The organism is Streptomyces fragilis (assembly GCF_003112515.1).
GTDB lineage: Bacteria > Actinomycetota > Actinomycetes > Streptomycetales > Streptomycetaceae > Streptomyces > Streptomyces fragilis.
In genome coordinates, this window is the sequence record NZ_BEVZ01000006.1 from 339,879 (window position 1) to 365,104 (window position 25,226).

A 25,226-nucleotide genomic window follows, 5' to 3' on the forward strand; every position below is an offset into this window, starting at 1 on the left:
GGCCGACTGTCACGCCCGACCGGGCAGTCGCCTCACCGTTCGGAAGCACCCGCCGGCTCACGCGGCGTGGCCCCAGCCCTCGAGGAGATGGCACATCGTGTCCACCATCAGGAAGACCACCCGAAGCCTGTTCGCTGTGGCCTTATTGGCCGCGGGCTTCAGCGTCGCGACGCCGACGAATGCCGCGCACGCCATGAACCAGACGCCTTGCACCAGCGGCGACCTGCTGCACATCTGGGGCCACTACAGCCGCCCGCTGATCGCCGGCCCCTCCGGGCCCTTCGAATACTGCGCCGCCAACGCGGGAACCATGAACCTCGGCGCCGGCGCCTGGGTGGACAAGATCTCCACCGGGAACAACGACATCCAGATGAACGACGCCAACGGCACTGCCATCAGGATCAACCGCTGGAACATCGTGACCTACCCCAACCGGCCGCCGAACATCACGTCCATTCAGATCTTCTGAGCTTCCGACAGGTTGAGCGGCCGCGCGCCCGCGATCGTCGCCCGGCCCGCCGGAGCGGCGCGGGGCGCGCCCCGTACTTACCGGAACGTCGGCGCGCGACCGCGGGCCCGAGGCGCCCGGCCGGGGCATCGTCCCCGCCGCGGCGCCTCCTCGCCGCCCAACGGGTGCCCGACGTATTCGGCAACAACCGCGGCGGGGCGGGGCAGAACCACGCCAAGTTCTCGCCCCAGCCCGCCTCGGCGGACGCTGCCGAGCGTCACAGCACCGGATACGCCTTATCCGGACACGGGTGTCAGCTGCGCATCCGCCCACTCGGCGAAGGTGGTGACCGGGATGCCCAACTCCCGCGCGAACTCGGGCCGAGCGGGCTGGAGGACCGCGTTGTTCCAGTCGTGCCCGGCTCCCCACGTCGGCATGCCCGCGCCGAGGGCCTCTTCCATGCTCATGGAGGGCGCGGTCACGGGCACGCCCCAGGCGGCGGACAAGGTCTGCACGATCTGCTCCATCGTGAGCAGGTCACCGGCCAGTTCCAGTTCCACCTGATGGAACCGGTCAGGGTCTTGAAGGGCGTGCGCCGCAGCCGTGCCGATGTCCCTCACGGCCACCAGGGCCAGTTCGGTCTCCGGCTTCAGTACCGTCAGCAGTCCGCCGCGCGGGCCTGCGGGTGCCAGCAAAGGCAAGTTCTCCATGAAGAACGCGGGCTTGATCACCGTCCAGCGGGCAAAGCCCGCATCCCGCACCGCTTCCATGATCGTCTGCTTGGTATGGAAGTAGTCCGCCATCGCCGCCCAGCGGCCCTCGGCCCAGCCGACGACCCGGGTGTGCTCACCGACTCCACTGGTCGAGGACTGCACGAACTGCCGCACTCCTTCAGCCTTCGCCGCGTCCACCAGATTGGCGGCTTGGGCGAGCTCGCCCGCGAAGTCCACGCTGCTCTCGGTCATGGGTGGCCTCTGCACCGAGAACACCGCGCGGACTCCCTCGACCGCTGGGCCGAGGGAGTCCCGGTCGGCGAGATCTGCCCGCACCAGCTCGGCGCCCAGCGCCTCGATCGCTCGGGCGGACTTCGACCGCGTGTCGCGTACGAGTGCACGTACGGGCACCTCGGCGGCCAGGAGTGCACGGGCCGTGGCCCCGCCTTGCTGGCCGGTGGCTCCGGTGACCAGGACGGTACCGCTGTTGCTGGGCATGGCTGCTGCTCCCCACGGACCGGAGGGTGAAAACGGCGGGACCCGCCGTTTTGCCTGCCGCTAAGATATGGCGGGGCCCGCCGTTTCGCAATGAGGAGATCATGACCGGTCAGCGCTCGGACGCTCGACGCAACTACCAGCGCATCCTCGCCGTCGCCGAAGCCGAGGTCGCCGCGCACGGCGCCGAGGCATCCCTGGAGCAGATCGCCCGCACCGCGGGCGTCGGTTCGGCCACCGTGCGCCGTCACTTCCCCACCCGCCGCTCCCTGCTCGAAGCCGTCTTTCACGAGCGCGTCGAGGGTCTGTGCGAGCGAGCCCACCGGCTAAGTGCGATCGAGGACGGACGGACCGCCCTCCTGGAGTGGCTCCACGCCCTCGTCCTCTACGCCGTCTCAGCCCGCGGCTTCGCCGATACCCTCAGCTACGAGCCCCCCGCCGAGGAACCCTCCCCGCACTCCTGTGGCAACAGGATCTCAGCGGCCGGAACTCCCCTGCTCGAGCGGGCCATTCGCGACAAGGCGGTTGCACCGCACGTCACATTTCACGACCTGCTGACCCTCGCCGTTGGCATCGCCCTGGCCACCGAGCACCACAAGGACCCCGAGACCCAGGCCAACCGTCTCTTCCGCCTCGCTGTGGAAGGACTCAGCCCTGAGCACGGCATCGCCGAGGTGTCCGAGAACTCGTGACCCCGGCCGCCTCAGCCGCGCCGCCTGACCAGCAACACCACAGACGGAGACCGCCGACGTGTCCACCGAATCGGCTCACCCTCGCTCGCTTCTGGGCGTGTTCGCCCACCCGGACGACGAGTCCCTGCTCGCCGGCGGCGTCCTTGCCCAGCATCACGCCGCCGGCGCGGGAACACCCCGGCTGCTCGGATACGCCGACGCCCGCAACCCGGCCTCCGCGCCCGGTGGGCAGCGGCTCGTCGACGCGCCGCTCGACGAGGCGGTCGGCCGCCTCGTGGGTCACATCCGCGCGTTCAAGCCCGACCTCGATCATCCGCACCGAACACTTCATCCGCCTCACCACCGGCCCGACGCCCGCCGCGCCGGACCGGCTCACCGCGTGACGCCGACAGGCGGCCCAGCACCCGCCCGGCCCGACCGACGACGCCCGCGGCACAACTGCGCAGCGAGCGACGACCGTCACGACTCCGGCAAGGCAGACAGCCCTGAGCGCGACTGCGGACTTCAGCCCCTCCTCAAATTGGCGACGGCCAGGCATGTCCGGGGAGGACGGCCACCGCGCTTCGCAAGCATGTACGGTGCCGTGAGTTTTGCGAACGGGTACAGCCGGAGGGACTGGTGTGGTCGACGGGCAGGTGACAGAGCTCATCCGCTTCGCTGATGACGAGAACTGCGTGACGGTTCGCGTGCTGGGCAGCACGACCGTCGGCGTTCCCGAGGGTTGTCTCGAAGTTGAGATCGTGGCCGCGAGCGCCTTCGCGCATGGCCGTCTGAGCGAGGTGTTTCTGCTCGACGACGACCTCGAGGAGTGGGCCGAGGCGCTTGATCGGCTTGCCTCAGGCCAGGGTGTGGTCTGGATGGACGACGGGCGCAATCCTGAGGTCCGGATCGCCATGAGCGGCCCGTATTTCTCGCGTGGGGAGACCCTCGACGCGATTGAGGTGACCGTGAGAGATGTGGCGGCATCACTGACTTCAGTGAGTGTTCTGGTGCGGTTGGCTGACGGCTGGGTCGAGGAGCATCGTCGCAGGCTGGCTCTGGTCCGCGAGCGTTGGCCGCTCGGTGGGTGTTGATCTGCCGCCTGCCACACTCCGCTGCTTCACGTGTCGGGCGGGCGGCGGCAAGATGGTCGCCGTGGAGGAAGACCTCGTCAGGTTCGTGCGATCGAAGCTCGACGCAGACGAACACAACCTCGTGATGATCGCGTCGCTTGCGCCGCCGGGCACGGACGTGACGCTCGACAGCACGATCCCCATGATCGACATGGTGCGCGCTGTCGCCGAGCTGTATGCGACGGTTGCGCATCTCGAGCCGCATGCCCGAGGAGCGAGCCGCGACTTCGAGGCGGGGTGGGCCGCGGGGGGTGGCCGTCCGGCTCCTCGCCCAGACGTACCACGACTCCCCCGAGTACCGGGAAGAGTGGCGCCCGCGGGTGATCCCTGAGTAGGCGGGGTCAGTCGGCGCCCCAGGGTTTGCGCGCCCAGCGCTGAGAGCCCGCCGCGCGCTCCGAACCGGTCCGGACCCCGGACGGCCGACAGATCGGAGACCGGATCCCCAGATCGAGAAGGGCACCTAGTCGGCACAACACCCGGTCAGATCCGGTTTCGCTTAGGGAGGACGGGGGCCCCGCGGCGTCGTTCAGCCCTCGACGCCGGTGGCCCCGTGCGGGGCGCCCACGGGTTTGGACTCCGGGCTGCCGCGCTGGCGGAGGTAGATGGAGAGGACGGCCATCGACGCGACCGCAAGGAGTTCGGACTGCCAGTTCTGCAGCGTGCGGCTCCAGAAGTCGGCGGAGGTGACGTAGCCGCCCCAGCCGACCGGCCCCTCCAGTTCGCGGAGTCGTTCCTCGTTGTACGCGGCGGTGCCGGTGATCGACTGGGCCAGCCAGCAGAGGACGAAGATGCCGCCCATCACCAGCCCCAGCGAGCGCGAGAACACCAGTCCCCGCCAGCCCCGGGCAGAAGCCCAGCGCGGGGAGTCCTCCCGGGCGTGCTCGCCGACCCGTTGCTCACGGTCGGACTCCGTGCCCGCCCGGCCGATCTCCTTGGACTCCGGCGAGCCGCGCTGCAGCAGCCAGACCGTGCCGAAGATGTAGAGGAAGAACTGCAGGTACTCCCCGCTACCCGCTCTGACCTGGGCTGATGCGACCGCTACACGCCGACTCTCAGCACCAAGCCAGCACCGGTCCCGACCGTCATCACGACCAGCGTGCCTCCTGAGCGTGCTGGGCGTTCTCCACGATGGCCAGCTCGATGGCGTCCGTGGACCTCAAGTGTGCGTCTGCAAGCAGATGCACGTAGGTCGCTTCGGTGACCCGAGTCCCCTTGTGTCCCAGCCACTTGGCCACCTCGAAAACGGGTACGCCGCCCGCGATGCAGACCGAGGCGAAGTAGTGCCGCAGGGACTTCGGGGTGCACCCGGTGTGCTCCAGGCCGGCATCTCTCAGCGCCCGCTTCCAGCGGGTGTCGTACCCTTTCAGGCTGAAGGGCTGGTTCTTGCACTTCGGGCTCTCGAAGAGCCACCCGTGCTCTCCCCAGGTCCCGAACTCCGCCATGTGCCGCTCCACGGCCTGCTGGACGGTGTAGGGAGTAGGGGACGAACCTCGGCTCCCGAGACCACTTGAGCTCGTTCTTGAAACCCGTTGCGCGGCCCTTGGCCTCGTTAACCGACCCGGCCCGGGCCAGGCAGGCCGCCGGGCTCGAAGAACCGCTGCCCGGCCACCCGTCACGACGTGGGCAGAGTCCTTGCCACCGGCAAGGCGTACAGCCGTCCCGCCCACCACAAGCAAGGCACCAAACCCCGTCGACGGAGCGGCACTGACACCATCGGCAGAGCCCCGTAATCCGCTCTGACGCAGGACAGCGTGATCTTCAACGGGGACTCTCATGACAGGCGGCGACAGGTCCAGTACGGATGTCGGCGGCGGTCACATCGGACTGGCCGTGACGATCATTGCTTTGATCGTTGTCGCCAGCTTCTCCGGCGCTCGCTGGACTTTGATCGTTGCAGGAGGCTTTACCGCCTGGTTCATCCTCGCGCTCACGGTCATCCACATCAGGGGTGGACGCGGCAGGGAAGCAGTACGACGGGCCTATGTCGCCACTTTCGGCTGGGGCTACCACGTCACCCCGTGATGAGGTTAAACGACAAGCTCAGTAGCTCCATGAACGCCGGAGGAATCGGCACAGGCTGCGCCGTCTTGTCCGCTCGCGGCTTCAGCAAGTGTGCCTCGGAACCTCAGGGACAAATCACCGTGTTCGTCGGCGGCCCGCTCGTACAGGTTGGGCGAGCACGCCGGGCTTCCCAGACCTGGCGGCCACAGCCTGAACGCTCCCAGGACCAGCATCACCTGGCGCCTCCCATGAAACAACACACAGCGCCCCTCTGCATTTGAAAGGCTGGGTTCCATCACCAACTCACCAACGGAAGGACCCAAGTTGAAGTCATTTTGGAAATGGCACGGCCCGGTCACGGCTGCAGGTGCCGCGTTCATCATCGTCAACGCCCAGGGGATCGGACCGCTGTGGTTCACCGGGCTCGCCCTTCTGGCGGCTGGGATGCTGATGCGGGGCGCGATGACCCGCGCGCAGCGTCCGCCACACGACGAAGCGGCACCGCTTGCGCTTCAAGTCCCCGTGGCGGGTCATTGGACGGCGCGGAACGGTCCCGCCACCAAGGTCCCCAGCCACACCCACAACCTCGCCCAGACCTACGCCATCGACCTCGCCCGCCGCCCGGCACCGGAGCCCGTGTGGCTGTGGCCCGTAGCGCGGCGCCCCGAGTCGTATCCGTCCTTCGGCGCACCGCTCCTCGCCCCGGCGGACGGCCAGGTGGTGGCCGCCTCGGACAGGCAGCGGGACCATCTGTCGCGCAGTTCTCTGTTCGGCGTGCTGTATGTGCTCGGTGAGGCGTTCGTGCGCTCGCTCGGCCTTCCCCGGCACTTGTTGGGCAACCACCTCGTCCTCGACCTGGGCAACGGCGCTTACGCGGTGTTCGCGCACCTGCGACGCGGCTCGCTGAAGGTGGCCGTGGGTGACCGCGTGTCCGCGGGGCAGCCGTTCGCCGAGTGCGGGAACTCCGGCAACTCGTCGGAGCCCCACGTGCACTTCCATCTCATGGACGGCCCCGACATCACGTCCGCCCGCGGCCTGCGCTTCACCTGGCGGTACCAGGACGACGACGGGCGGGAGTACGAGGGCGTGCCCGCCGACAACACCTGCTTCTCCCCCGTCGGGACTGCTACGGCGGACGAACCGATGCCCTACACCGAGCCGTAGCCGGGCTCCAGCAGGAAGCGGACTCGACGGACACGGCCGTCAGGGGCGAACTCCCCGAAGACGAGTACCTCTTGTTGCCGCTTCGGGTTCCCGTCCCTGCTGGTGGCGTATCGAGCCGCGAAGCGATTTCCCTCGCGCAGCGTCTCGTGCACCTCCACCGGGTAGACGTGCCCCCGTTTCCGCCCCTCCTCCATGGCCTTCAGAACGCCGGAACGCTGCATCAGCTTTCCTCCGATCTCGTGAAGGGCGTCGGGGGTGTGCAAACGGTCATATGCCTCGGCTACCGGTACTTCCGGGTTGTAGCCGGTGGCGTAGTAGGCCCGCAGGTAGTGCGCCGGGTCCTGAGCCGGCGTCGGCTCGGCTCCAACGGCGGGCGGCGGGGCAGGGGCGGTGTCCGCGGCGGGAGCGGCCGCGCTGTCGAACGGCGACTCTCCACCCGACCCTGACCAGCCGGGTCGGCTCGCGGAATGCATGACGGTGCGGGCCACGCGGCCGTCGTCGTCCATCTCGGCGAAGACAGCCACGTCCGTGGCGCTCTGAACCTTCCACAGCATGGGCGTGCCGAACGTGTACCGGGCGGCCGCCCGGTGCCCCTCCACCACCACTTCGTGAATGTACAGCTCGTACGGCGCCCCGAGAGAACGGCGGGCGCGAGCCCTGCCGAGAATCTTCTCCCGGTCCCAGATCCGGCCGTTGACACGGTGCGTACCGTCAGGCAGGTGGTACCGGTCCCACACCTCTTCGATCGGCTCGGTGCCGTCCACGGCGTCGGCGTGGTAGGCACGGAGGTAGCCGGCGAAGTCCTGTGCGGCGGTAGGACGCTGATCAACATTCATGACGTTCTCCTGGTCTCGTCGGTAACGACGGTTCTGTCCCTGGGTCCCAGGGACGGCGAGGGCAGGTGGAACTCCCTGCGAAGGGCGGCCTGGGCGGCGAAGTAGCCGCACATGCCATGCACACTGGGTCCAGGTGGCGTCGACGCGGAACACAAGTACACCCCAGGCAGAGGGGTTCGGTACGGATTCCAGGTAGGCGTAGGTCGAAACACCGCCTGTGTGAGTGTGAGTGCTCCCGCTCCGATGTCGCCACCGGGATAGTTCGGGTTGTACACCTCATACTCGGCCGCCGCCACGCCGCGCGCCGCGATGACCGTGTCCGCGAAACCGGGCGCGTAGCGCTCGATGCGGCGGGTGATCAGTGGCACCGGATCCCGGGTATCGCCGTTGGGCACATGTGCATAGGCCCACACCGGGCGACGGCGGCCTGCCGCTCGGCCGGGGTCGGTCACGGCCGGGTCCACCAGGAGCACGAAGGGTTCCTCGCCGGCCTCGCCACGGACCGCCGCGTTCTCCGCGGCGAGCGTCTCGGCGCGGATGCCTCCCAGATGCACCGTTCCGGCCCGTCCCACCTCGGCGTTGGTCCATGGGATGGGTTCGCTGACCAGAAAGTCGGCCTTTGCGGCACCCGGGCCGTAGCGGAAGCGGGCCAAGGCGCGGCGGTAGCGAGGTGGTAAGCGGTCACCGGCCAGGGCGAGCAGGCCATGCGGCGTGGTGTCCAACATGACCACCCGGGCCTCCAGCTCGGCCAGGTCGGTCACCCGATGACCGGTGTGCAGCACACCGCCGTGTGCTCGTAGATCGTCTGCCATTGCCTCCGCGATCCGAATGCTGCCGCCGTGCGGAAGTGGCCAACCGGTCCCGTGCGCCAGATGTCCGAGCAGCAGTGCGATGGCGGCAGCGGGCAAGCTGGGTTGCACGCCCACTGCGTGTGCCGCGGCCCCGGTGAGCAGTGCGCGGGCGGCCTCGGTGCGTAACCCGTTCACCCTCAGAAGGTGGTCGATCACCCGCGGGCCGAGCAACAGGGGGACGGTGGAGTCGCGCGGCAGTGACCGCTGGCCGGACAGCAGGAAATCCGTGACGCCGATGCTGTGCCGCACCAGCGGCTCCATCAGCCGTCGCCAGCGCGGCCCATCCGCGCCGAGTTGGTCGCTGGTCCTCACGAGGTCGTGGTGAGCGAAGGCGGCGGCGCCTCCGTCCAACGGGTGCGCGTAGGCGATCGGCGGCTGCATCATCGACACGCCGCGAGCCGAGAGGTCGAACTCACGGAAGAACGCGGACGCCGCTGCCATGGGGTGCACCGCGGCGCAGACGTCGTGCCATACCTCGGAGTCGAACAGTGCCTCGCCTCGCAGGCCGCCGCCGACCGTGGCGGCCTGCTCATGGACGTGTACCGTCAGGCCGGCACGCGCCATCGTGACAGCGGCGGCGAGACCGTTCGGGCCACTTCCGACGACGGCGACATCGACGTGAGTCATGTCAACGCTTCCTCGGTGGTGAATTGCTGGCCGGCGAGTCGCCGGTACACTTCGTCGGTCTCGATGAGTTCCCTGTGGGTGCCGATCGCCCGCACGCCTCCTTCCTCCATCACGATGATGCGGTCTGCCTGCGCGATGGTGGACAGCCGGTGCGCGATGGCCAGTACGGCGCACTCCCGGGCCGCTTCTGTCATCGCATCCCGCAGCGCGGCCTCGGTGTCGCTGTCCAGGTGCGCGGTGACCTCGTCCAACAGGATCACCTCCGGCCGCTGCAGCAATGTACGGGCGATGGCGAGCCGTTGCCTCTGCCCTCCCGACAACCCCGCGCCCCGTTCGCCGAGTTCGGTGTCGAGCCCTTGGGGCAGTTCACCGACGAAGCTTTCCAGGCTGGCGAGCCGCAGCGCGCGGGCGATGTCGTCCGCGTCGGCATCGGGATTCGCATACGTCAAATTCTCTCGGATGGTGCCACGCAACAGCGGCGTGTCCTGCTCGACATAGCCGACCTTCGACCGCAGTTCGGCGAGCCGGAGGTCGGCGATGTCGATACCAGCGACCCGGATCGTGCCGGAGCCCGGCTGGAAGAATCGTTCGATGAGCTGAAAGACCGTTGTCTTGCCGGCGCCGGAAGCACCAACGATCGCGGTCAGGCCGCGAGGCGGCAGGGTGAAGGAAACGTCCCGCAGTACCTCGGCGTCCTGCTGATAGGCGAAACCGACCTTCTCGAAGCAGACCGCGGGGGCCGACTCCGCGACGGGCTCACGTTCCTTTCCTTGCCCGACTTCCGTTTCCCTCTCCTCTTCCTCCTGCGGAACCGCCCCGAGCTCCATGACACGCTGAACGGCGGCGCGGCCCTGCTGAATCTGGCCGATCGACATGAACAGCATCACCAGCGGAGAAACCAGGTAGAAAAGGTACATCACGAACGACGTGAGGTCGGCCGAGGACAACGATCCCGTGGCGACACGGGCCATGCCCCAGGCAATGACGACGGCGAGCGACAACTGCGTACCGACGTTCATGACCGGGGTGAGCATCGAGCCGAACCCGGTGACCCGGATTCCGCTGCGTCGGGCCTTGTCGGCGAGCCGTGCCAGTTCTTCGGTCTCCCGCTCCTCGGCACGCGATGCCTTCACCGTGGTGATGGCACCGAGTACCCGCTGCAGACCCGATCCGAACGCGCCGACGTTCTGTCGGTTCTTCATGGCGGCGATGCGGACCTGACGGGCGAGCAGCAGCGCGCCTCCGCTGGCCAGGCCCAGGCAACCGACCGCGGTGAGCAGCAGCTTCCAGTCGAGCCTGGCCATCAGGACGATGCCGCCGACCACCATGAAGACGGAAGTGACCATCTGCGCCATGGCCTGTGCGACAACCAGGCAAGCGATGGAGGTGTCGGACACGGTTCGGGAGAAGACGTCGCCCTGTTGGAGACGCGAGAAGTGCGGGATCTGACTGCGTAGCAGCCGGCCGCCGAGGATGCGCCGGGTGTCGAACACGATGTTCTCGCCGGCCCGGCCGATCGCGTAGGCGTGCCCGGCGCCCAGCGCCGCGTCGGCAATGAAGAACAGGGCGATGAGCGTGACGGTGCCGGCGATCGGCTTGTCCAGGGCCACGGCCTCGATCAGCCGACCCAGCATCCAGGGCTGGGCAAGGGTGGCCGCCGCACCGACCAGTCCCATGCCCACTCCGGCGATCAGCAGCGCCCTGTGGCGGCCGACGATCTCCCGGAGATTCATGCCGGCTTGGAGTAGGAGGCGACGAACAAGCCCGCTGCGGGGGCGTATTCGGTCCGCTGCCAGTCACTGTAGTGGCCTTCGGGCAGCAGCCCGGCGTCCTGCGCGTAGGCATCCACCTCGTCGGGCGTGAGCAGGAGTGCGGTCTCCGTGCCTATGCGGTGGGTGCCGTCCGCCTCGAACCACACTGTGGAAACCTGCCAGATCCGGTTGTCCATCATGAGGGTGGCATGCATCTCTATGCCGGTGTTCGGCTCAGGGTAGGGCACGAACATCGTGGTGCGTGCCCTACCCTCGTGCAAAGCGACGATGCCGGGGCGATTGTGTGTTTCGACCACCAGTCTGCCTCCGGGCCGTAGGTGTTCGGCCGCCCGGGCAACGGCCTCCCGCTGCCCCTCGGGGTCGAGGATCAGAGCGAGCGTGGAGCACACGCAGTAGACCAGTCCGTACCGCCGATCGCTGCGGTAGGTCCGGATGTCTCCGAGTTCGGCGGTCACCTCACCCTCATGCGCCTTCTTCTCCAGGGCCGCAAGCATCTCCTGCGAGGAGTCCACACCCGTGACCCTGCCGATGCTGCGTGACAGCGGCAGCGCGAGTCGGCCGGTTCCCACTCCGAACTCCAGCGTCCCGCCGGCCGGGTCCGGGTGGAACCCGGCCAGCGCCTCGACGGCGGCCCGTGTGGCGGCGTCCTGTTGGAAGACGCGGTCGTACCAGCCTTCGAACTGCTTGCCGTAGCCGATATCGGCGATCGTCATGGGTTCTCCGTTTCAGGTGTGGGTCAAACCCCCGCAGCGGGAGCTGTCGTTCTCAGAGGGCTCGCAGAAGGCCCGGCGGCTCAGGATTCATCGCTTGGTAGGTGGAGACGTAGAGAACCTCCGGGTCTTCACTTTCGTCGTGCCCTGCGGCGCGCACCACCGAGAATTGGAAGCCGCGCACCCTGGAAACGTCCGGGGTGTCCCTGATCTGCTTCCTGATGAATTCGGCCAGGACTCGGAAGGGCGGTGAACCAACGGGGTCGTCGCCCTTGGCCACGCTCTTGAGGATGGCGCTGCAGATGTCGAAGACGGCCTTCTCCCTGCGTCTGGACGAGAACCAGAACGCCTGAGACATCTTTCGGTTCTTGATCAGGTCGAGTTCGATCCAGGGAGAGGTTCTTCGGTCCTCGTCGAGGGTCCGGTAGAGGTAGTGGTAGTCGTGCGTCGCGGGGTTCGGCGCGAAGAACTTCCAGTTCGGGACAAGGGAGAACACATCCTTTTCCCGTGCGATCTCGAAGGCCGTATGCGGATGCTGCGCTGCCAGTGTCGTCACCAGCAGGGCGGCACCCGCGAAGCGGGTCACGGCGCCAGGACCGGTGAAGGCATCCTTTACGAATGCGGTGGCGTTCACTTCGTCTCCTCAGCCTTTCCTGTGGGTGTCCCGCCTGATTCCTGGGCCGCCGGTACCGTCTGCGGCATGCAGTACCGGTCGACGAAAGTCGCGATCAGGTCTGCCGCGGTCCGCGCGTGGCGCGCGTCGGTCAGGATCGTGTCGTGTCCCGCACGCTCCACGACGGTGACGTCCCCGTGCTGGTCGGCTGCCTCATGGGCGCGGACAAGGTCGTGGTACATCAGCAACTGCTCCGGATCGGTGTCCACCGTTGTCTGCGCGGCGACGACCAGGCCCGGGACCGGCATCGGGGCCAGGCTCCCGGTGAAGGCTTCCAGCTCCTCTCGGACGACTTGCCATTCCCTGGCCGCCGCTGTCCACAGCCGGGAATCGGTGTAGAGAGCGAACACCTTCTCCCGGTAGGAGGACGGCAGGTTGTCCACCCATCGCGGACGCTGCATCAGCGCTCCGAATCCCAGCTTCGTCCAGCGCACCATGTGCGTCAGCGACTCGGTGAAGACGTCGCTGCCCTTCTGCTGTCTGCTGGACCGCAGCAGCTGCCCCGGGTGAGTGGGGTCGAGGTAGACGATGCCGGCCACCCGGTCACCGAGCTGGTCCACGGCACGCCGGTTCAGCTCCGCACCCAGGGAGTGCCCGATGAGCACCACCTTGCGATCGGTCGGCAGGGCCTGACGGATCAAGTCCTCCAAGTCGTCGACGGACTCCTCGATGGTGTACCGGGCGTCCTTCAGCCGCCGGCTGGGACCGTAACCGGCGCGGGCGTACGTCACCACGGGCTGGCCGAGGTCGAATGCCAGGCGCTCGACCATCCATGAGAAGTGCTCAGAGGTCGATGCCAGTCCATGGTTGAAGACGAGAACCGGACGGTCGGCAAGGTCCTGTCCGCCGACGTCGTACTTCAGCACGTTGCCGCAGCGGGTGGTGAGGGAACGTGTCGTCGGCCACCCGGCCACGGCCCGAGCGCGTCGCTGCGTCGCCAGCACGCCGGCCCCGGTGACACCGGCCGCCAGCAGTGTCAGCGCGGTCTTGACCATCCGGTCGTCCCGGTCGGCGACCTCCGGAAAGGTCCGCGGCGCGGTCGTGTAAGCGATCATGGGGTGCATCGCCGGGAAAGCCGTCATGAAACGGCCCAGACCCATGACGAACGCATTGGCGACGTGGAAACCGCCGGCCGCGCCGATCATCGGCCGGGTAAGCCTCCCCCCGGCCAAGTAGACGACCGGAAAGAGGCATTCCATCGCGAGAACCGCGTGCTGCGTCGCCTTGCTGGTCCGGGGGTACCGCTGAGTCAGCCGGTACACGCGCTCCCAGCCGTACGTCCGGGTCCGCATCACCCCGGGCAGTGCCGAGCCGTCGCGCCACTTCGTCCCCGCCATCTTCACCCAGCCGGAAGCCGCGTACGACATGGTGGCCTGGATCGCCAAGTACCACATCAAGGCGTCCTTGACCTGGGGGCTGTCCGACAGTCTGGCAAAGCCCGTGACCGCCTGCACCTGCGTGGCGACCTGGTCCGCCCCGTCGGAACCGTAGCGATGGCGAGCCTGCAGCAGCGTCGTGGTCGCGCCGAGATAGAGACTGCCCACCGCCCGCCACTTGCTGTTCCCCGGGAGAAGCATCCCCACGCTGCAGGCGACGCGCGCGCCGTGCAGGGCCAAGGTGACCCGCCTGCCACTCACGGCATTGGTGAGCTTCTGAATGGCCGGGACCCGACTCTCGGGATTCTTCTTCATGATTTCCCAGTCGTTGAGCCCTCCCGGATCCAGACTTCGGCGTTGGCTCAGGTACTCCAGGGAGGAGGACAGACTGGAAAGCGCCGCAAGCCGCTCCGATACGCCTATCGCCCGATCCCGGGACACCGGAATCGGAGAGAAAAAGGAAGAGGCCAGTTTCTTTATCAACTTCATACTGAAGATTTCCTCTACGTTGAAGCAGTTGAAGGTACCCTCACGAAAGGGCTGCCGGGCCGCGATTCCGCCGTGGCCCGACAGCCCTCCTCACCTCCGGAATCAGTTACCGGAGGGCACGTTCAGGCCCACCGGAATCCTGAAGAGGTCGTGCTCGGTTGAGCAGGGCGGGTCAGTCGTTGGCGCCGGCCTCGTACGCCTGGACGCAGACCCACGAGATGCCGGCACCACCGGCGAAGCCCGCACCGAAGGCCACCAGAGCCGGGGTGGCCTGGATGGGCATCATCGAGCCGGAGTCACCGTGGACATCCTCCGTCAGCACCTCAGGAGTGACGGCGGCAACGCTTCTGACGATCTTGCTCATTGCGCTTCCTTTCTTCGGAGAGATCACCAAAGCCGATCCCGCGTGACGGGTCAGCCGACAACTCGGCCGGTGACGTAGGCGCCCGCCACGACGGCGGCGCCGGCGACAGCTCCGCCGACGTACCAGCACGTGGCGACGGCGGCCAGCGGGGTGGCCAGGACCGGCGCCGGAGCGTCGTCCTGATAACCCCGCTCCAGCGAACCGAGGTCCTGCTCGTTCATGAACGCCGCGATCTTCATTTCCATTTACTTCTCTCCCATCTCCTGGTTGAGGCTTGGTGCGCTCCGACTCTCGCTCGGCGATTTTCAGGTGAGGGTGCGGATCCGGGCACGCCTCGAAATGCCCGCCGGGAAACATTGTGAGCCGCATCGGCAGTGACATACACCCGTCGGGAACCGTGCGCGACATGGAACTTGGTCCGCAGTTTCCCGCTCCGGTGAAAGTGCGCAGTCCTTGGATACGGGTCCGCCCCTGGAGTACACCGAGAATCGAGCGGCCATCTGTGCGCCTGCAGCATCTGCACCTCGGGAATCGATCACCAGAGGCGTTCTCACGCTAACCTCACGCCAACCAGGAAAACAGGCTGCACAGCCACTCTGGCCGGATTTCCGGTGCAGCACCCGACCACTGCGGCGATCCTCCGATTTAGCCTGACCTGCGCGTTCAATCGTCGGAGCCGACGGGGGGGAATCGATGCACTGGCAGTGGGGTGACCGATTCTGACCGACTGCGCCCCCAGAACGGCCAAGGCGGGCCGCATGGCCCGACCCAAGGCGATGTCCGGGGACATGCCGGCCGACGAACATGAGGAAGTGGGGGGTGGGCGAACCGCCAGCGACGAATCCCTGACGAAGAGCGAGGCGTGCGGCCCGCATGGTGGCCGACAGGGAACCTGGCATTCCGGAGTCGGACTCCAGACGGATGACATATTACGTACTTGCGCAATTCCGTAGATCAATCCTAGGGTTCCGCTGACGAAGCGTCGAACGCTGGGAGCGCACATGGGCGCCGAGGGCACGTTCCGTACCATCGCACCGAAGATCGCGATTGATGCCGTTGGCCGGTTCATCCCGGACCGTCGCCGGACCGTCGCCGAACTTCCCGAGCTGGCCGAGCTCGGCAAGGCGGAGCGCCTCACCTGTCTCGGACTCGGCATCGACACCGTGGCCGCCGACAGGCTCACCGCCGCGGACCTCGCCGAACGGGCCGCGCGCAGCACCCTCGAGACCGCTGGGGTCCCGGCCGCCGCGCTCGGAGCGCTGATCCTGGTCGAACCACGCGCTCCGGAGGCCCTGATCAGCTCGGACGCGACCAGACTCCAACAAGCCATCGGCGCCGATCCGGCTCTCACCTTCTCGGTCGGCGGGCTCGGCTGCGTGTCCTCCACCCCGGCGCTGCTCGCGGCCCGCGGCCTGTTGGCCGCCGACCCCGGCCTCGGCCCCATGCTCGTCGTCCACGGCAGCAAGCCCGCCGCGGAGCGGCGCTACCGGCATCCCGTGACGGTCAACGGCGACAGCGGCCTCGCCCTCCTCCTCGGCCGCCCCCACAGGGAGGCGCCGGCCCATCTCCTCGACGCCGTCCAGCACACCAACGGCCGTTACTGGAACCTCTTCGGTCTGGAGTACCGCGACCGCCCCACCGCACAGTGGCGCGAGGAGTGCGCGGACCCGCCCGGATACTCCTTCCGGCTCGCCATGGAGACCAGGAATCGGCTCGCAGGACTGGTCGCGGACCTGCTGGCGCGCAACGGGCTCACCCGTTCCGACGTCGCGGGCTATGTCAGCCAGAACCTCTCGGCTGCCGGCCTGGCGTTCACCGAGGAGTCCCTGGACATCAAGCTGTTGCCGTCCTGCCGGGACAACCTCCGCCGCCTCGGACACCTCGGCGCCAACGACACGTTCCTGAACCTCTCCACCGCCCTGGCCCGCAAGGAGCTGGCCGAAGGTGACCTGGCCGTCCTCGTCAACGTGAGTCCGGTCGCGGCGTGGAGCGTCCTGTTGGTCGAGATTGGCCCGCAGCGCGGGCCGGGAGGCATCGCATGAGCCGTGAACCCGCGGAAACGACCGAGGAAATCACCCGGTTCCTGAGCGCCGCGCTCCGCAGGGCCGTCGGGCCCGACGACGACTACTTCACCCTCGGGCTCGTCGACTCGCTGTTCGCACTTGAACTGGTCACCTACGTGGAGGTCACCTTCTCGCTGACTGTCGAGGTGGAGGATCTCGACCTCGACAGCTTCCGCACCGCACGCCGCATCACCGAGTTCGTCCACCGCAAGACGGGCGCCGACGATCCCACCCCTCTCCATGCCGGCGACAACTGAGGCGCGCGACGGGACCGGGCCCTCGCCCCTGGTCGCCGCCGCCGCAGAGCTGGCCGCCACGGCGCGGATACCGGCAGGGCAGTGGGACACGGACGGCCGGGTCCCTTCGGACGTCCTGCGCACCGTGGCCAGGACCGGCCTCCTCGCCGCCGATCAGCCCGCCCGCTACGGTGGACGGGACCTGACACCGGGCGAGTTGGGCGAGGTCGCCGCCCACCTGGGCGGAGTGTGCAGTGCCCTGCGCGGCCTGCTCACCGTCCAGTCGATGGTGGCGGCGGCGCTGCTGCGCTGGGGAACCCGCGCACAGCGCGCCCAGTGGCTGCCGAACCTGGCCGACGGAACCCTCACGGCCGGGTTCGCGGCCACCGAGGACGGCGCGGGCAGCGCGCTCGGCGAGGTGTCCACGGTGATCGAGGAGTCCGGGAACCAGCTCCGCGTGACCGGCCGCAAGAAGTGGGTCACGTTCGGGCAGTCGGCCGACGTCCTGCTCGTGCTGGGCCGGCAGGAGGGCAAGCTCACCACCGTACTCGTGGAGACCGACCGCCTCGGAGTACGCCGGGAGCCCGTCACCGGCCAGCTCGGCATGCGCGCGGCAGGAATCGCCCACATCACGCTGGACGCGGTCCGGGTGCCCGCCGACCACCGGATCGCCCCGCCCGGAGCCGGTCTGTCGCACGTCGCCGCGACGGCGCTCGACCACGGCCGCTACACGGTTGCCTGGGGCTGCGTCGGCATGGCGGAAGCGTGTCTCGCCGACGCCGCCGGACACGCCGCCGCACGATTCCAGGCCGGTGTGCCCATCGGCCACCACCATTCGGTCGCCGCGCTCCTCGCCAGGACCGCGGTACGAGCCGCCGCCGCGCGCGAACTCGCCGCGCTCGCCGGCCGTGCGCGGACCGCCGGACCGGGGCGCGGCATCACCGAGACGGTGATGGCGAAGTACGCGGCCGCCGACGCCTGCGCCGCGGCCGGACGGGACGCCGTACAGATCCTCGGCGCCGCGGGATGCGCCCCGGACAGCCGCGCCGGACGGCACTACCGGGACGCCAAGATCATGCAGATCATCGAAGGAGCGCAGGAAGTGACCGAAGCCCATATAGCCGATCAGCTCTTACGCCGGTTCGGAGCGGTCGGATGACTGCCCCCCAGGAACCGCCCGCCGTCAAGTGCCTGGTCTGGGACCTGGACGACACCCTCTGGGACGGCGTCGTCCTGGAGGGAGACACACCCCCGCCCTTCCCGCACGCCGAGCGGACCCTGAAGACCCTGGACTCCCGCGGCATCCTGCACGCCGCCGTCAGCCGCGGCGACCATGACATGGCCACCGCCCACCTCGACGCCTGTGGACTCGGCGAATGGTTCTGCGCGGCTCGGATCGGCTGGGGCGACAAGTCGACGGCCGTCCGGCGGATCGCCGAAACCCTCAACATCGGCCTCGACACCATCGCGTTCATCGACAACGACCCCGCCGAACGGGCCGAGGTCGCCGCCGCCCTGCCAATGGTCCGCTGCTACCCCGCCCACCTCGCGGAGCACCTTCCGGACCGCGCCGAATTCCGCCCCGCGCACGTCACTGCCGAGGCGACCGGCCGGCGCCTGCTCTACCGCACCGAGTGGCGCCGGAGGCAGGCGGAGGAGGAGGCCGGAGGCGACCGGCGGGAGTTCCTCGCCTCGCTCGGCCTCGTCATGGAGATCGCCCCGGCCACCGAGGACGACCTCGCGCGGGCCAGTGAACTGACCGTACGCACCCACCAGCTCAACAGCACCGGCCTGATCTACAGCGAGGAGGAACTGCGCCGCCTCAGCACCGCGCCCGACCATCAGGTGCGGCTGGCACGGCTCAAGGACAGGTTCGGCGACTACGGCATCGTCGGCCTCTCCGTCACCGAGCTGACCTCGACGCAATCGGTGCTGCGACTGATGCTGATGTCCTGCCGGGTCGCCTCCCGGGGCGCGGGAGAGCTGATGCTGGCCCACCTCGTACGGCAGGCCCGTGCCGAGGGCCGCCGCCCCGTCACCCACTTCGTGCCGACCGCCGTGAACCGCACCATGCTCGTCACCCTGCGCTTCGCCGGATACGTACCCGTCACGACGGCACCGGGCGACGAAACGCCGATGGTTCTCGAAGTGCCTGCCGACCACCCGCTCCGCGAACCCGGCAGCCATGTCCGGCTGCTGGTCCACGACGCGTGAGGAGGCCGCAGTGACAGGGCCCTCGGCAAAGCCGCTCCTCGACGCGTTCCTCGCACAGGCCGACCACAGCCCGCTGGCCACCGCGCTCATCATCGACGACACCTCGATCACCTACCGGCGGCTTGCCGATGCCTCCGCCGGCCTCGCCGAACTGATCCGCGCGGCAGGCGCACGCCCCGGCACCACGGTGTGCATCCGGCTCGAACAGAGCGCCCTCGCCGTCGTCGCCGTTCTCGCGGCGCTCCGGGTGGGAGCGGCCTGGGCCGCACTGGAACCCGATCTGCCCGAAGCCCGGCTCCGCGCACTCCTGGGCGACACCACGTGCGCCGTCGTCATCGGCACACGGAACGACCTGGGCATCGGCCGCCTCGCCGACCCGCCGCCCCTTCTGCCGGCCGAGGATCTCGACCTCGCCTGCCTGGCCGAAGCCGGAGCCCGCCCGGCCGCCGGGCCGACGGCGAGCCCGGTCCCGGAGACCACGCCTGCCTACCTCATCTACACCTCGGGATCCACCGGCCCGCCCAAGGGCGTCGTGGTGAGCCGCGGTCAGCTCGCGGACTCCGTACGCCCGCGCGGCGCCGTCTACGGCACGGGCCCTTCGATGTTCCTGATGGCCATGCGCCTCTCCTTCGACGGCATGCTCGCCGGCATGTTCTGGTCGTTCTCCCACGGACACACCCTGCTTCTGCCAACCGCGCGTGAACTCCGTCTCGCCCCCGAGTTCCTCCGGCTCGCCGACCGCCACCGGCCGACCCACCTCGTCGTCGTGCCCTCGTACTACCGGCTGCTGCTGTCCGGCCCGGAACGGCTGCCCGACAGCCTTCAGGTCGTCGTCGTCGCCGGCGAGGTCTGCACGCCCGAGCTGGTCAGAAGCCATCGCGCGCACCTGCCCGCCGCCCGGCTCGTCAACGAGTACGGGCCCACCGAGACCGTCGTCTCCTGCACGGCGGAGGACCGGCCCGACCCCGACACGGAGCGCGTACCCATCGGGCGACCCTGGCCCGGCGCCATGGCCCACGTACTGGACGGCCGCCTCCGTGAGGTGGGCACGGGCGAACAGGGCGAGCTGTACATCGGCGGTGCCTTCGTCGCCCTCGGCTACGCCAACGCACCCGGGCTCACGGCCCAGCGGTTCGTCGCCTCCCCGTTCGGCCCCGCCGGAGCACGCATGTACCGCACCGGTGATCTCGCCCACCGGGACGAGAACGGCGCGCTGCACTACCACGGCCGCACCGACCAGCAGGTGAAGATCCGCGGCGCCCGCATCGAGCTCGGGGACGTCGAAGCCGCCCTGGAAACACATCCGGCGGTCGACCAGGCCGTCGTGATCTGTACGCGCTCCGAGGGCGGCGAGCCGACCCTGACCGCGTTCCTCGCCCCCACGCCGGGGCGCACGGCCCCCGAGCCCCGCGAACTGCGGCGGCACTGCCTCCGCCACATCGTCGAACAGGCCCTGCCGACCAGGTTCGTTCCCCTGGACCGGATGTCGCTCACCACCACCGGCAAGGTCGACCGCCAGTCGCTCTCCGCACTCGTCCCCGACCCTGGCAAGCCGGTACCCGGGCCGAAGGACGACGGCCGAACCGATCTCCACCGCACCGTCCGCAGCATTTGGACCGGGGTGCTGGGCCACGACGACGCGGGCCCCGACGACAACTTCTTCGGTGCCGGCGGCGACTCGCTCAAGGTGATCGAGCTCTTCCGCGCATTCGACGAACGCTGGCCCGGAGCCGTGCGCGTCGGGGAACTGTTCGACCTCACCACCATTGCGGCCCAGGCCCGTGCCCTCGAAGAGCGGGCCACGGACGCCTCGGACGACACCGACCCGCCATCCCCGCCGACGACCGCCCGCCCTGCCCCGGTCGCCTACGAGCTGTGACGAAGGAGTGTTCCGCGTGAAGGCGCAGAAAACCGGTGGCGCCACCGGCGGCATCGCGGTCATCGGCATCGCGACACGCCTGCCCGAGGCGGCCGACCTCACGGCCCTGCGCGCGAACCTGCGCGCCGGACGGGACTCCGTACGGCCGGTCCCCCCGGATCGCATCACCTCCACCGGCCTCGACCCCGAGCCCGAATACCCGGACATGGGATACCTGGAGCGGATCGACCTCTTCGACCACGAGCGCTTCGGCCTCTCCCGTCACGAGGCGGAGGTCACCGACCCCCAGCACCGGCTGGCCCTGCACCTCACCCAGGAGGCGCTGGAGAACGCCGGGTACACTCCCGCCGCACTGCGCGACAGCCGGACGGCGGTCGTGTTCAGCTCACCCAGCAACGGATACCTGCCGTTCGTCGGCGAGCCGGGCACCCTCAGTCTGATGGGCAACATGCCGTTCGCACTGCCCGCCCGCATCGCCCACCTCTTCGCCCTGACCGGCCCGTGCTACGGCGTCGACACCGGGTGCAACGGATCACTCGTGGCCGTCCACCAGGGCTGCCGCGAACTCAGGGACGGGGACGCGGACTACGCCGTCGTGGGCGGCGTGAGCTTGCGCCATGTCATCGCCCCGACAGCGGCGGTCGGCGACTTCCCCGGCATCGCCTCACCCACCGCCCGCTCCCGGGCCTTCGACGCGGCGGCCGACGGCGCGGGCGCCGGCGAGGGCGGCGCGGTACTGCTCCTCACGACCCTCGAAAGGGCCCTGGACGAGGGCACCCACGTACACGCGGTGATCCGGGGCACCGCCACCGCGCACAACGGCCGCCACTCAGCGACCATCGCCACTCCCAGCGCCCGCGCCCAGGCCGACGTCATCGCACGGGCCTGGGACCGGGCCGGTCTCGACATCAGCACGGCCGGCTACCTGGAGGCGCACGGTTCGGGCACCCGGCTGGGCGACGCCGTCGAGGTGGAAGGGCTGGCCCTGGCCCGGCGTGGGAGGGGCGGAACACTCCCGATCGGCTCCTTGAAGACCAACCTCGGTCACCTCGACCACGCGGCCGGTGTCGCCGGACTGGTCAAGGCGATCCTCAGCGTGCGGCACGGGGAGCTGTACCCGTCTCTGCACTTCCGGCAGGCCGCGGCGGAGGTCGATCTCGCCGGGGCCGATCTGGAGGTGGTGACCTCCCTGCGCCCGTGGCGGACCACCGGCCCGCGCCGGGCGGGGGTCAGTTCCTTCAGCCTCGGAGGGGTCAACGCGCACTGTGTGGTCGAGGAACCACCCGCGACGCCCGGCCGACCGTCCGACGGAGCATCTCGGGTGGTCGGTGTGTCGGGCCGTACCGAGGCCGACCTGTACCAGATGTGCGAACAGCTCTCGGTCGAACTCCGCTCCGGCGATCTCGCGATCGACGACGTCGCGTGGACGCTGAACACCGGCCGTGAGCACCACGCCTTCCGGTTGGGCGTGGTGGCCGACCGGACACGGCACCTGGCGGCCGAGCTGGCGGCGGCGGTGACCTGGCGCAGGGCGACCCCGCCGACCACCCGGCCGCGTGTCGTTCTGCTCCTGTCCGGTGACGCGGAACCGCCCGCCGGGATCACCGAGTCGGCCCCGCTGCCCCCCGCGCTGCGCATGCCGGCCGGTCACGCCCGTTCCGTACAAGGTCAACTGGCCGCCCACGCCGCGCTCGGCCGGGCGGCGATCACCCCGGACGGGCTGATCAGTTCCGGCCTCTCCCGCTACGCGGTCCGCCATCTCAACGGCACGCTCACCGACGACGACATCAGGAGCCTCGCGAACGGCGACGTCACCGCCGAGCCTTTGCGCCCGGACCGCCTGCGGGCCGCCGCCGACGAGCAACTCGCCCTCGGACCGGTCGTGTTCGTGGAGTTGGGCGGCCGCGGAGAGCTGAGCGACCTGCTCACGGAGCTTCTCGCCGGGCGGCCCGGAGCGGATGTGCTCACCGCAGGACCCGCGACGGACGGAATACTCGGCGTCCTGGCACGGCTCTACGAGCTGGGCCACAACCCCGACTGGAGCGCGCAGACCCCGGCGGCGCGCCGCGTGCCGCTGCCGGGCCCGCCGTTCCGAGGCGTGCCCTGCTGGGCACGGCGCCCCGGCGAGGCGTTCACGGCCCCGGCCGCCGTGCACGCGGCGGCCGAGGCACCCCCCGCTCCCGTCCAGCTCCCCGTTCCCCGGGCACAGCCCGCTCCCCAGGAGCGTTCGGTCCCCGAGGCGCCGCCGACGCCACCGGCGTCCGGCAGCGAGGGGCCCGTGCCCACGGTGCTGTCCTGGCTTCGGGAGACCCTCGCCGAGCTGCTCCACGCGGACTCCGTCGCTCCCGGTGACGACTACTTCGCCCTCGGCGGCAACTCGATCATCGCCCTGCTCCTACTCAGACGCGTCGAGCAGCGCTACGGGGTCGAGCTACGCATGATCGACGTCTACGACCACCCGGCGGTGGCCGACCTGGCGGCCGCCGTGGAGGCCCGGCGGGCATCCCTCCCGGACCCGGCCGCCACGCCCGATCCGGTGCCGGCGGCTCGCCCCGGAACGGACGAGGACGCACTCCCGCCGATCCGCCGGTCCGACGCCCGGGTCCTCTCGTACGGCCAGGAGCGCATGTGGTTCCACCACCAGCTCGACCCGGGCACCACCCTCTACAACCTGCCTGGCGCGTCGCGTCACCGCGGCCCGATCGACCCGGAGGCCATGCGTCTGGCGTGGGAGGACCTGGCCGAACGCCATGAGGCCCTGCGGTCCAACTTCGTCTCCGTGGATGGCCGGGCGCGGCTCTCCGTCCGTCCCTCGCTCGGCGACTTCTTCCGTTACGAGGACCTGACGGGCAGTCCCGACGCGGAACGAACGGCCCGCCAGGTCATCCTTACCGAGTCCCACCGCTCGCTCGACGTCGAACGGGACCCGCTGGTCCGGGTCACCCTGATCCGCCTCGCCCCCGACGACCACCTGTTCTGCTGGCTGACCCATCACGCGGTCAACGACGGTTGGGCGCCGCAGATCCTGATGCGCGAGTTGATGGAGTTCTACACGGCTCGCCGCGAAGGCCGGGTGCACCGCTTCGAGCCGCTGCCCGTGCAGTACCGCGACTACGCGCACTGGCAGCGCGAACTGATGGAGCGCGGGCTGCTCGACGGCCAGCTGCGGTACTGGAAGGAACGACTCGCCGAGCCCCCGGTGCTGACGCTGCCCACCGACCGCCCGCGCGCCGCCCGGATGGACTACGTGGGCGCCGCCCACGGCCTGACCATTCCGCCCGAGCTGGTCGACCGGCTCCGCGCGGTCGGGGTGGAGGAGTCCGCCACGCTCTTCACCGTGCTGCTCACCGGGCTCAGCATGACCCTGTCCCGGTGGTCGGGCCAGGGCGACATCGTGGTCGGTACCCCCACCATCGGACGTACCCGTCCCGAACTGTGGGGCCTCCTCGGCTTCTTCAACAACACCATCGCGCTGCGCTCGGACCTGTCGGACGACCCGCGGTTCCGTGCGCTGCTGCGGCACACGCGCACCGACGTGATCGAAGGGCTGGAGAACCAGGAGCTCCCCTTCGACGCCGTCGTACGCGAAGTGGCCCCCGAGCGCGACCCCTCGCGCAACCCCATCTTCGACGTCATGTACGTGCACCAGACGCTGCCGCCGCACTTCGTCGTCGGCGAGAGCCTGTTCGGACCGGCCGTGGACGAGGACGGCGGTCCGTTGTTCCCGGGCCTGCCGCCGGGAACGTCCAAGTTCGACCTTTCGGTGGTCGTCGGGGAACGCGCCGGCGCCGACGACCTGGACGTCGTGGTGGAGTACAGCACCCATCTGTTCGACCGAAGCACGATCGCGGCGATCGCGCAGTCGTGGGTCGACCTGCTGTGGGCTGTGACGGAGGACCCGGACGCCCCGCTCTCCGCGCTGCCGGGCCCGCCCGCGGCGCACGCGTCGGACACCCCGGCCGGGCTGCGTCCGTTCGATCTGCCCACCGACCGGCCGCGGCCTCAGGGCGGCGGCGACGGTGCGACGGACCGCCACGGGCTTCCGCTGGCTGACGGGTGGGCACCGGGCCTCGGGGCGGCCGGACTGCTGGCCGCCCTCGTCACCCTGCTCACCGACCGGGCCGAGTCCGACGAACTGCTCCTCGGAGTCATGCGGCCCGACGCGACGCTCCTCCCCCTACGGGTCGGCGTGGCGGACGAACCGTCCCTGACGGAGCTGACCGCACGGATCGCCGGGCTGTGCGCGCAGGCGCCGGCCCCGCCCCCCGAGGTGTCGCGCCCGTTCGACGTCACGGCCGATCCGTACGGCACCGGTGGACGCGTCGACGGGCCCGCTCCCGACCTGCACTGGAGCATCACCGACGACCGGATCACCGTGGAGTACCGCACCGAACTGTTCGACGAGGAGACGGTGGTGGCCCTTGCCGACGACCTCGTCACCCTGGCGCGTGCCGCAGCCGCGTCCGCCGCATGACACCACGAGCACGCACCGACCGGGAAGGAACCCCTCA

Annotated in this window: 22 protein-coding genes and 1 pseudogene; 12 read left to right on the forward strand and 11 right to left on the reverse strand. The window is 69.5% G+C overall.

The window, feature by feature from the left end; genetic code table 11:
* Positions 1 to 97: 97 nt before the first annotated feature.
* Positions 98 to 469, forward strand: coding sequence for a beta/gamma crystallin domain-containing protein (locus Sfr03f_RS22410; protein ID WP_159105704.1), 372 nt, complete (start codon positions 98 to 100; stop codon positions 467 to 469).
* Between the two features lie 275 nt (positions 470 to 744).
* On the opposite strand, the gene Sfr03f_RS22415 is transcribed toward Sfr03f_RS22410, so the two are convergent.
* Entirely contained in the window at positions 745 to 1,659 is a 915-nt protein-coding gene (locus Sfr03f_RS22415; RefSeq protein ID WP_108955782.1) for an NmrA/HSCARG family protein, read from the reverse strand.
* A gap of 101 nt (positions 1,660 to 1,760) precedes the next feature.
* Between Sfr03f_RS22415 and Sfr03f_RS22420 the strand changes: the two genes are divergently transcribed.
* From Sfr03f_RS22420 to Sfr03f_RS31730, 3 genes are all read left to right on the forward strand, one after another.
* The gene (locus Sfr03f_RS22420; RefSeq protein WP_108955783.1) at positions 1,761 to 2,348 is read left to right on the forward strand and encodes a TetR/AcrR family transcriptional regulator; all 588 of its coding nucleotides are present in this window, start codon (positions 1,761 to 1,763) and stop codon (positions 2,346 to 2,348) included.
* A gap of 620 nt (positions 2,349 to 2,968) precedes the next feature.
* The gene (locus Sfr03f_RS22430; RefSeq protein WP_108955784.1) at positions 2,969 to 3,421 is read left to right on the forward strand and encodes a DUF5959 family protein; all 453 of its coding nucleotides are present in this window, start codon (positions 2,969 to 2,971) and stop codon (positions 3,419 to 3,421) included.
* Positions 3,422 to 3,663: 242 nt separating this feature from the next.
* The gene (locus Sfr03f_RS31730) at positions 3,664 to 3,795 is read left to right on the forward strand and encodes a DUF6221 family protein (protein ID WP_369693481.1); all 132 of its coding nucleotides are present in this window, start codon (positions 3,664 to 3,666) and stop codon (positions 3,793 to 3,795) included.
* A gap of 191 nt (positions 3,796 to 3,986) precedes the next feature.
* Here Sfr03f_RS31730 and Sfr03f_RS22435 read toward each other — a convergent pair.
* Positions 3,987 to 4,463 (reverse strand): annotated as a pseudogene (locus Sfr03f_RS22435) (DUF6766 family protein); the annotation flags it as partial.
* 82 nt (positions 4,464 to 4,545) lie between these two features.
* Positions 4,546 to 4,902: a tyrosine-type recombinase/integrase gene (locus tag Sfr03f_RS22440; protein ID WP_108955785.1), complete on the reverse strand. Its 357-nt coding sequence runs from the start codon at positions 4,900 to 4,902 to the stop codon at positions 4,546 to 4,548.
* Positions 4,903 to 5,233: 331 nt separating this feature from the next.
* Between Sfr03f_RS22440 and Sfr03f_RS22445 the strand changes: the two genes are divergently transcribed.
* Both Sfr03f_RS22445 and Sfr03f_RS22450 read left to right on the forward strand, forming a co-directional pair.
* Entirely contained in the window at positions 5,234 to 5,482 is a 249-nt protein-coding gene (locus tag Sfr03f_RS22445; RefSeq protein WP_108955786.1) for a hypothetical protein, read from the forward strand.
* 501 nt (positions 5,483 to 5,983) lie between these two features.
* Positions 5,984 to 6,625: a M23 family metallopeptidase gene (locus tag Sfr03f_RS22450; RefSeq protein WP_308216780.1), complete on the forward strand. Its 642-nt coding sequence runs from the start codon at positions 5,984 to 5,986 to the stop codon at positions 6,623 to 6,625.
* Here the strand turns inward: Sfr03f_RS22450 and Sfr03f_RS22455 are convergent.
* The 8 genes from Sfr03f_RS22455 to Sfr03f_RS22490 form a co-directional block, all read right to left on the reverse strand.
* Complete coding sequence (locus Sfr03f_RS22455; RefSeq protein ID WP_108955788.1) at positions 6,610 to 7,461, reverse strand: hypothetical protein; 852 nt, start codon at positions 7,459 to 7,461, stop codon at positions 6,610 to 6,612. The genes Sfr03f_RS22450 and Sfr03f_RS22455 overlap by 16 nt on opposite strands.
* The gene (locus Sfr03f_RS22460; RefSeq protein ID WP_108955789.1) at positions 7,458 to 8,939 is read right to left on the reverse strand and encodes a phytoene desaturase family protein; all 1,482 of its coding nucleotides are present in this window, start codon (positions 8,937 to 8,939) and stop codon (positions 7,458 to 7,460) included. Before Sfr03f_RS22460 ends, Sfr03f_RS22455 begins: the two co-directional genes overlap by 4 nt.
* Positions 8,936 to 10,672 carry an ABC transporter ATP-binding protein gene (locus tag Sfr03f_RS22465; RefSeq protein ID WP_108955790.1) on the reverse strand — a complete coding sequence of 579 codons (1,737 nt, stop codon included), beginning with the start codon at positions 10,670 to 10,672 and terminating at the stop codon, positions 8,936 to 8,938. Before Sfr03f_RS22465 ends, Sfr03f_RS22460 begins: the two co-directional genes overlap by 4 nt.
* A complete protein-coding gene (locus Sfr03f_RS22470) occupies positions 10,669 to 11,424 on the reverse strand; it encodes a class I SAM-dependent methyltransferase (RefSeq protein WP_108955791.1) in 756 nt (251 codons plus the stop codon). Before Sfr03f_RS22470 ends, Sfr03f_RS22465 begins: the two co-directional genes overlap by 4 nt.
* A gap of 52 nt (positions 11,425 to 11,476) precedes the next feature.
* Positions 11,477 to 12,055 (reverse strand): hypothetical protein, encoded by a 579-nt coding sequence (locus tag Sfr03f_RS22475; protein WP_108955792.1) that lies wholly within the window; start codon positions 12,053 to 12,055, stop codon positions 11,477 to 11,479.
* A complete protein-coding gene (locus Sfr03f_RS22480; protein WP_245967700.1) occupies positions 12,052 to 13,959 on the reverse strand; it encodes an alpha/beta fold hydrolase in 1,908 nt (635 codons plus the stop codon). Before Sfr03f_RS22480 ends, Sfr03f_RS22475 begins: the two co-directional genes overlap by 4 nt.
* A 172-nt stretch (positions 13,960 to 14,131) precedes the next feature.
* A complete protein-coding gene (locus Sfr03f_RS22485) occupies positions 14,132 to 14,323 on the reverse strand; it encodes a hypothetical protein (RefSeq protein WP_108955793.1) in 192 nt (63 codons plus the stop codon).
* A gap of 50 nt (positions 14,324 to 14,373) precedes the next feature.
* Positions 14,374 to 14,568 carry a hypothetical protein gene (locus Sfr03f_RS22490; RefSeq protein ID WP_108955794.1) on the reverse strand — a complete coding sequence of 65 codons (195 nt, stop codon included), beginning with the start codon at positions 14,566 to 14,568 and terminating at the stop codon, positions 14,374 to 14,376.
* Positions 14,569 to 15,324: 756 nt separating this feature from the next.
* Here Sfr03f_RS22490 and Sfr03f_RS22495 point away from each other — a divergent pair.
* Genes Sfr03f_RS22495 through Sfr03f_RS22520 form a run of 6 tightly spaced genes read left to right on the forward strand, consistent with a single transcriptional unit; the run spans position 15,325 to position 25,189 of the window.
* A complete protein-coding gene (locus Sfr03f_RS22495) occupies positions 15,325 to 16,365 on the forward strand; it encodes a beta-ketoacyl-[acyl-carrier-protein] synthase family protein (protein ID WP_108955795.1) in 1,041 nt (346 codons plus the stop codon).
* A complete protein-coding gene (locus tag Sfr03f_RS22500; RefSeq protein ID WP_108955796.1) occupies positions 16,362 to 16,643 on the forward strand; it encodes an acyl carrier protein in 282 nt (93 codons plus the stop codon). The genes Sfr03f_RS22495 and Sfr03f_RS22500 overlap by 4 nt, the downstream gene beginning before the upstream one ends.
* The gene (locus Sfr03f_RS22505) at positions 16,627 to 17,781 is read left to right on the forward strand and encodes an acyl-CoA dehydrogenase family protein (RefSeq protein WP_108955797.1); all 1,155 of its coding nucleotides are present in this window, start codon (positions 16,627 to 16,629) and stop codon (positions 17,779 to 17,781) included. Before Sfr03f_RS22500 ends, Sfr03f_RS22505 begins: the two co-directional genes overlap by 17 nt.
* On the forward strand, positions 17,778 to 18,836 hold the full coding sequence (locus Sfr03f_RS22510; RefSeq protein WP_108955798.1) for an HAD-IIIC family phosphatase: 1,059 nt from the start codon (positions 17,778 to 17,780) through the stop codon (positions 18,834 to 18,836). Before Sfr03f_RS22505 ends, Sfr03f_RS22510 begins: the two co-directional genes overlap by 4 nt.
* Positions 18,837 to 18,846: 10 nt before the next feature.
* On the forward strand, positions 18,847 to 20,715 hold the full coding sequence (locus Sfr03f_RS22515) for a non-ribosomal peptide synthetase (protein ID WP_159105706.1): 1,869 nt from the start codon (positions 18,847 to 18,849) through the stop codon (positions 20,713 to 20,715).
* A 16-nt stretch (positions 20,716 to 20,731) separates the two neighbouring features.
* Positions 20,732 to 25,189, forward strand: coding sequence for a condensation domain-containing protein (locus Sfr03f_RS22520; RefSeq protein ID WP_159105707.1), 4,458 nt, complete (start codon positions 20,732 to 20,734; stop codon positions 25,187 to 25,189).
* Positions 25,190 to 25,226 lie beyond the last annotated feature (37 nt).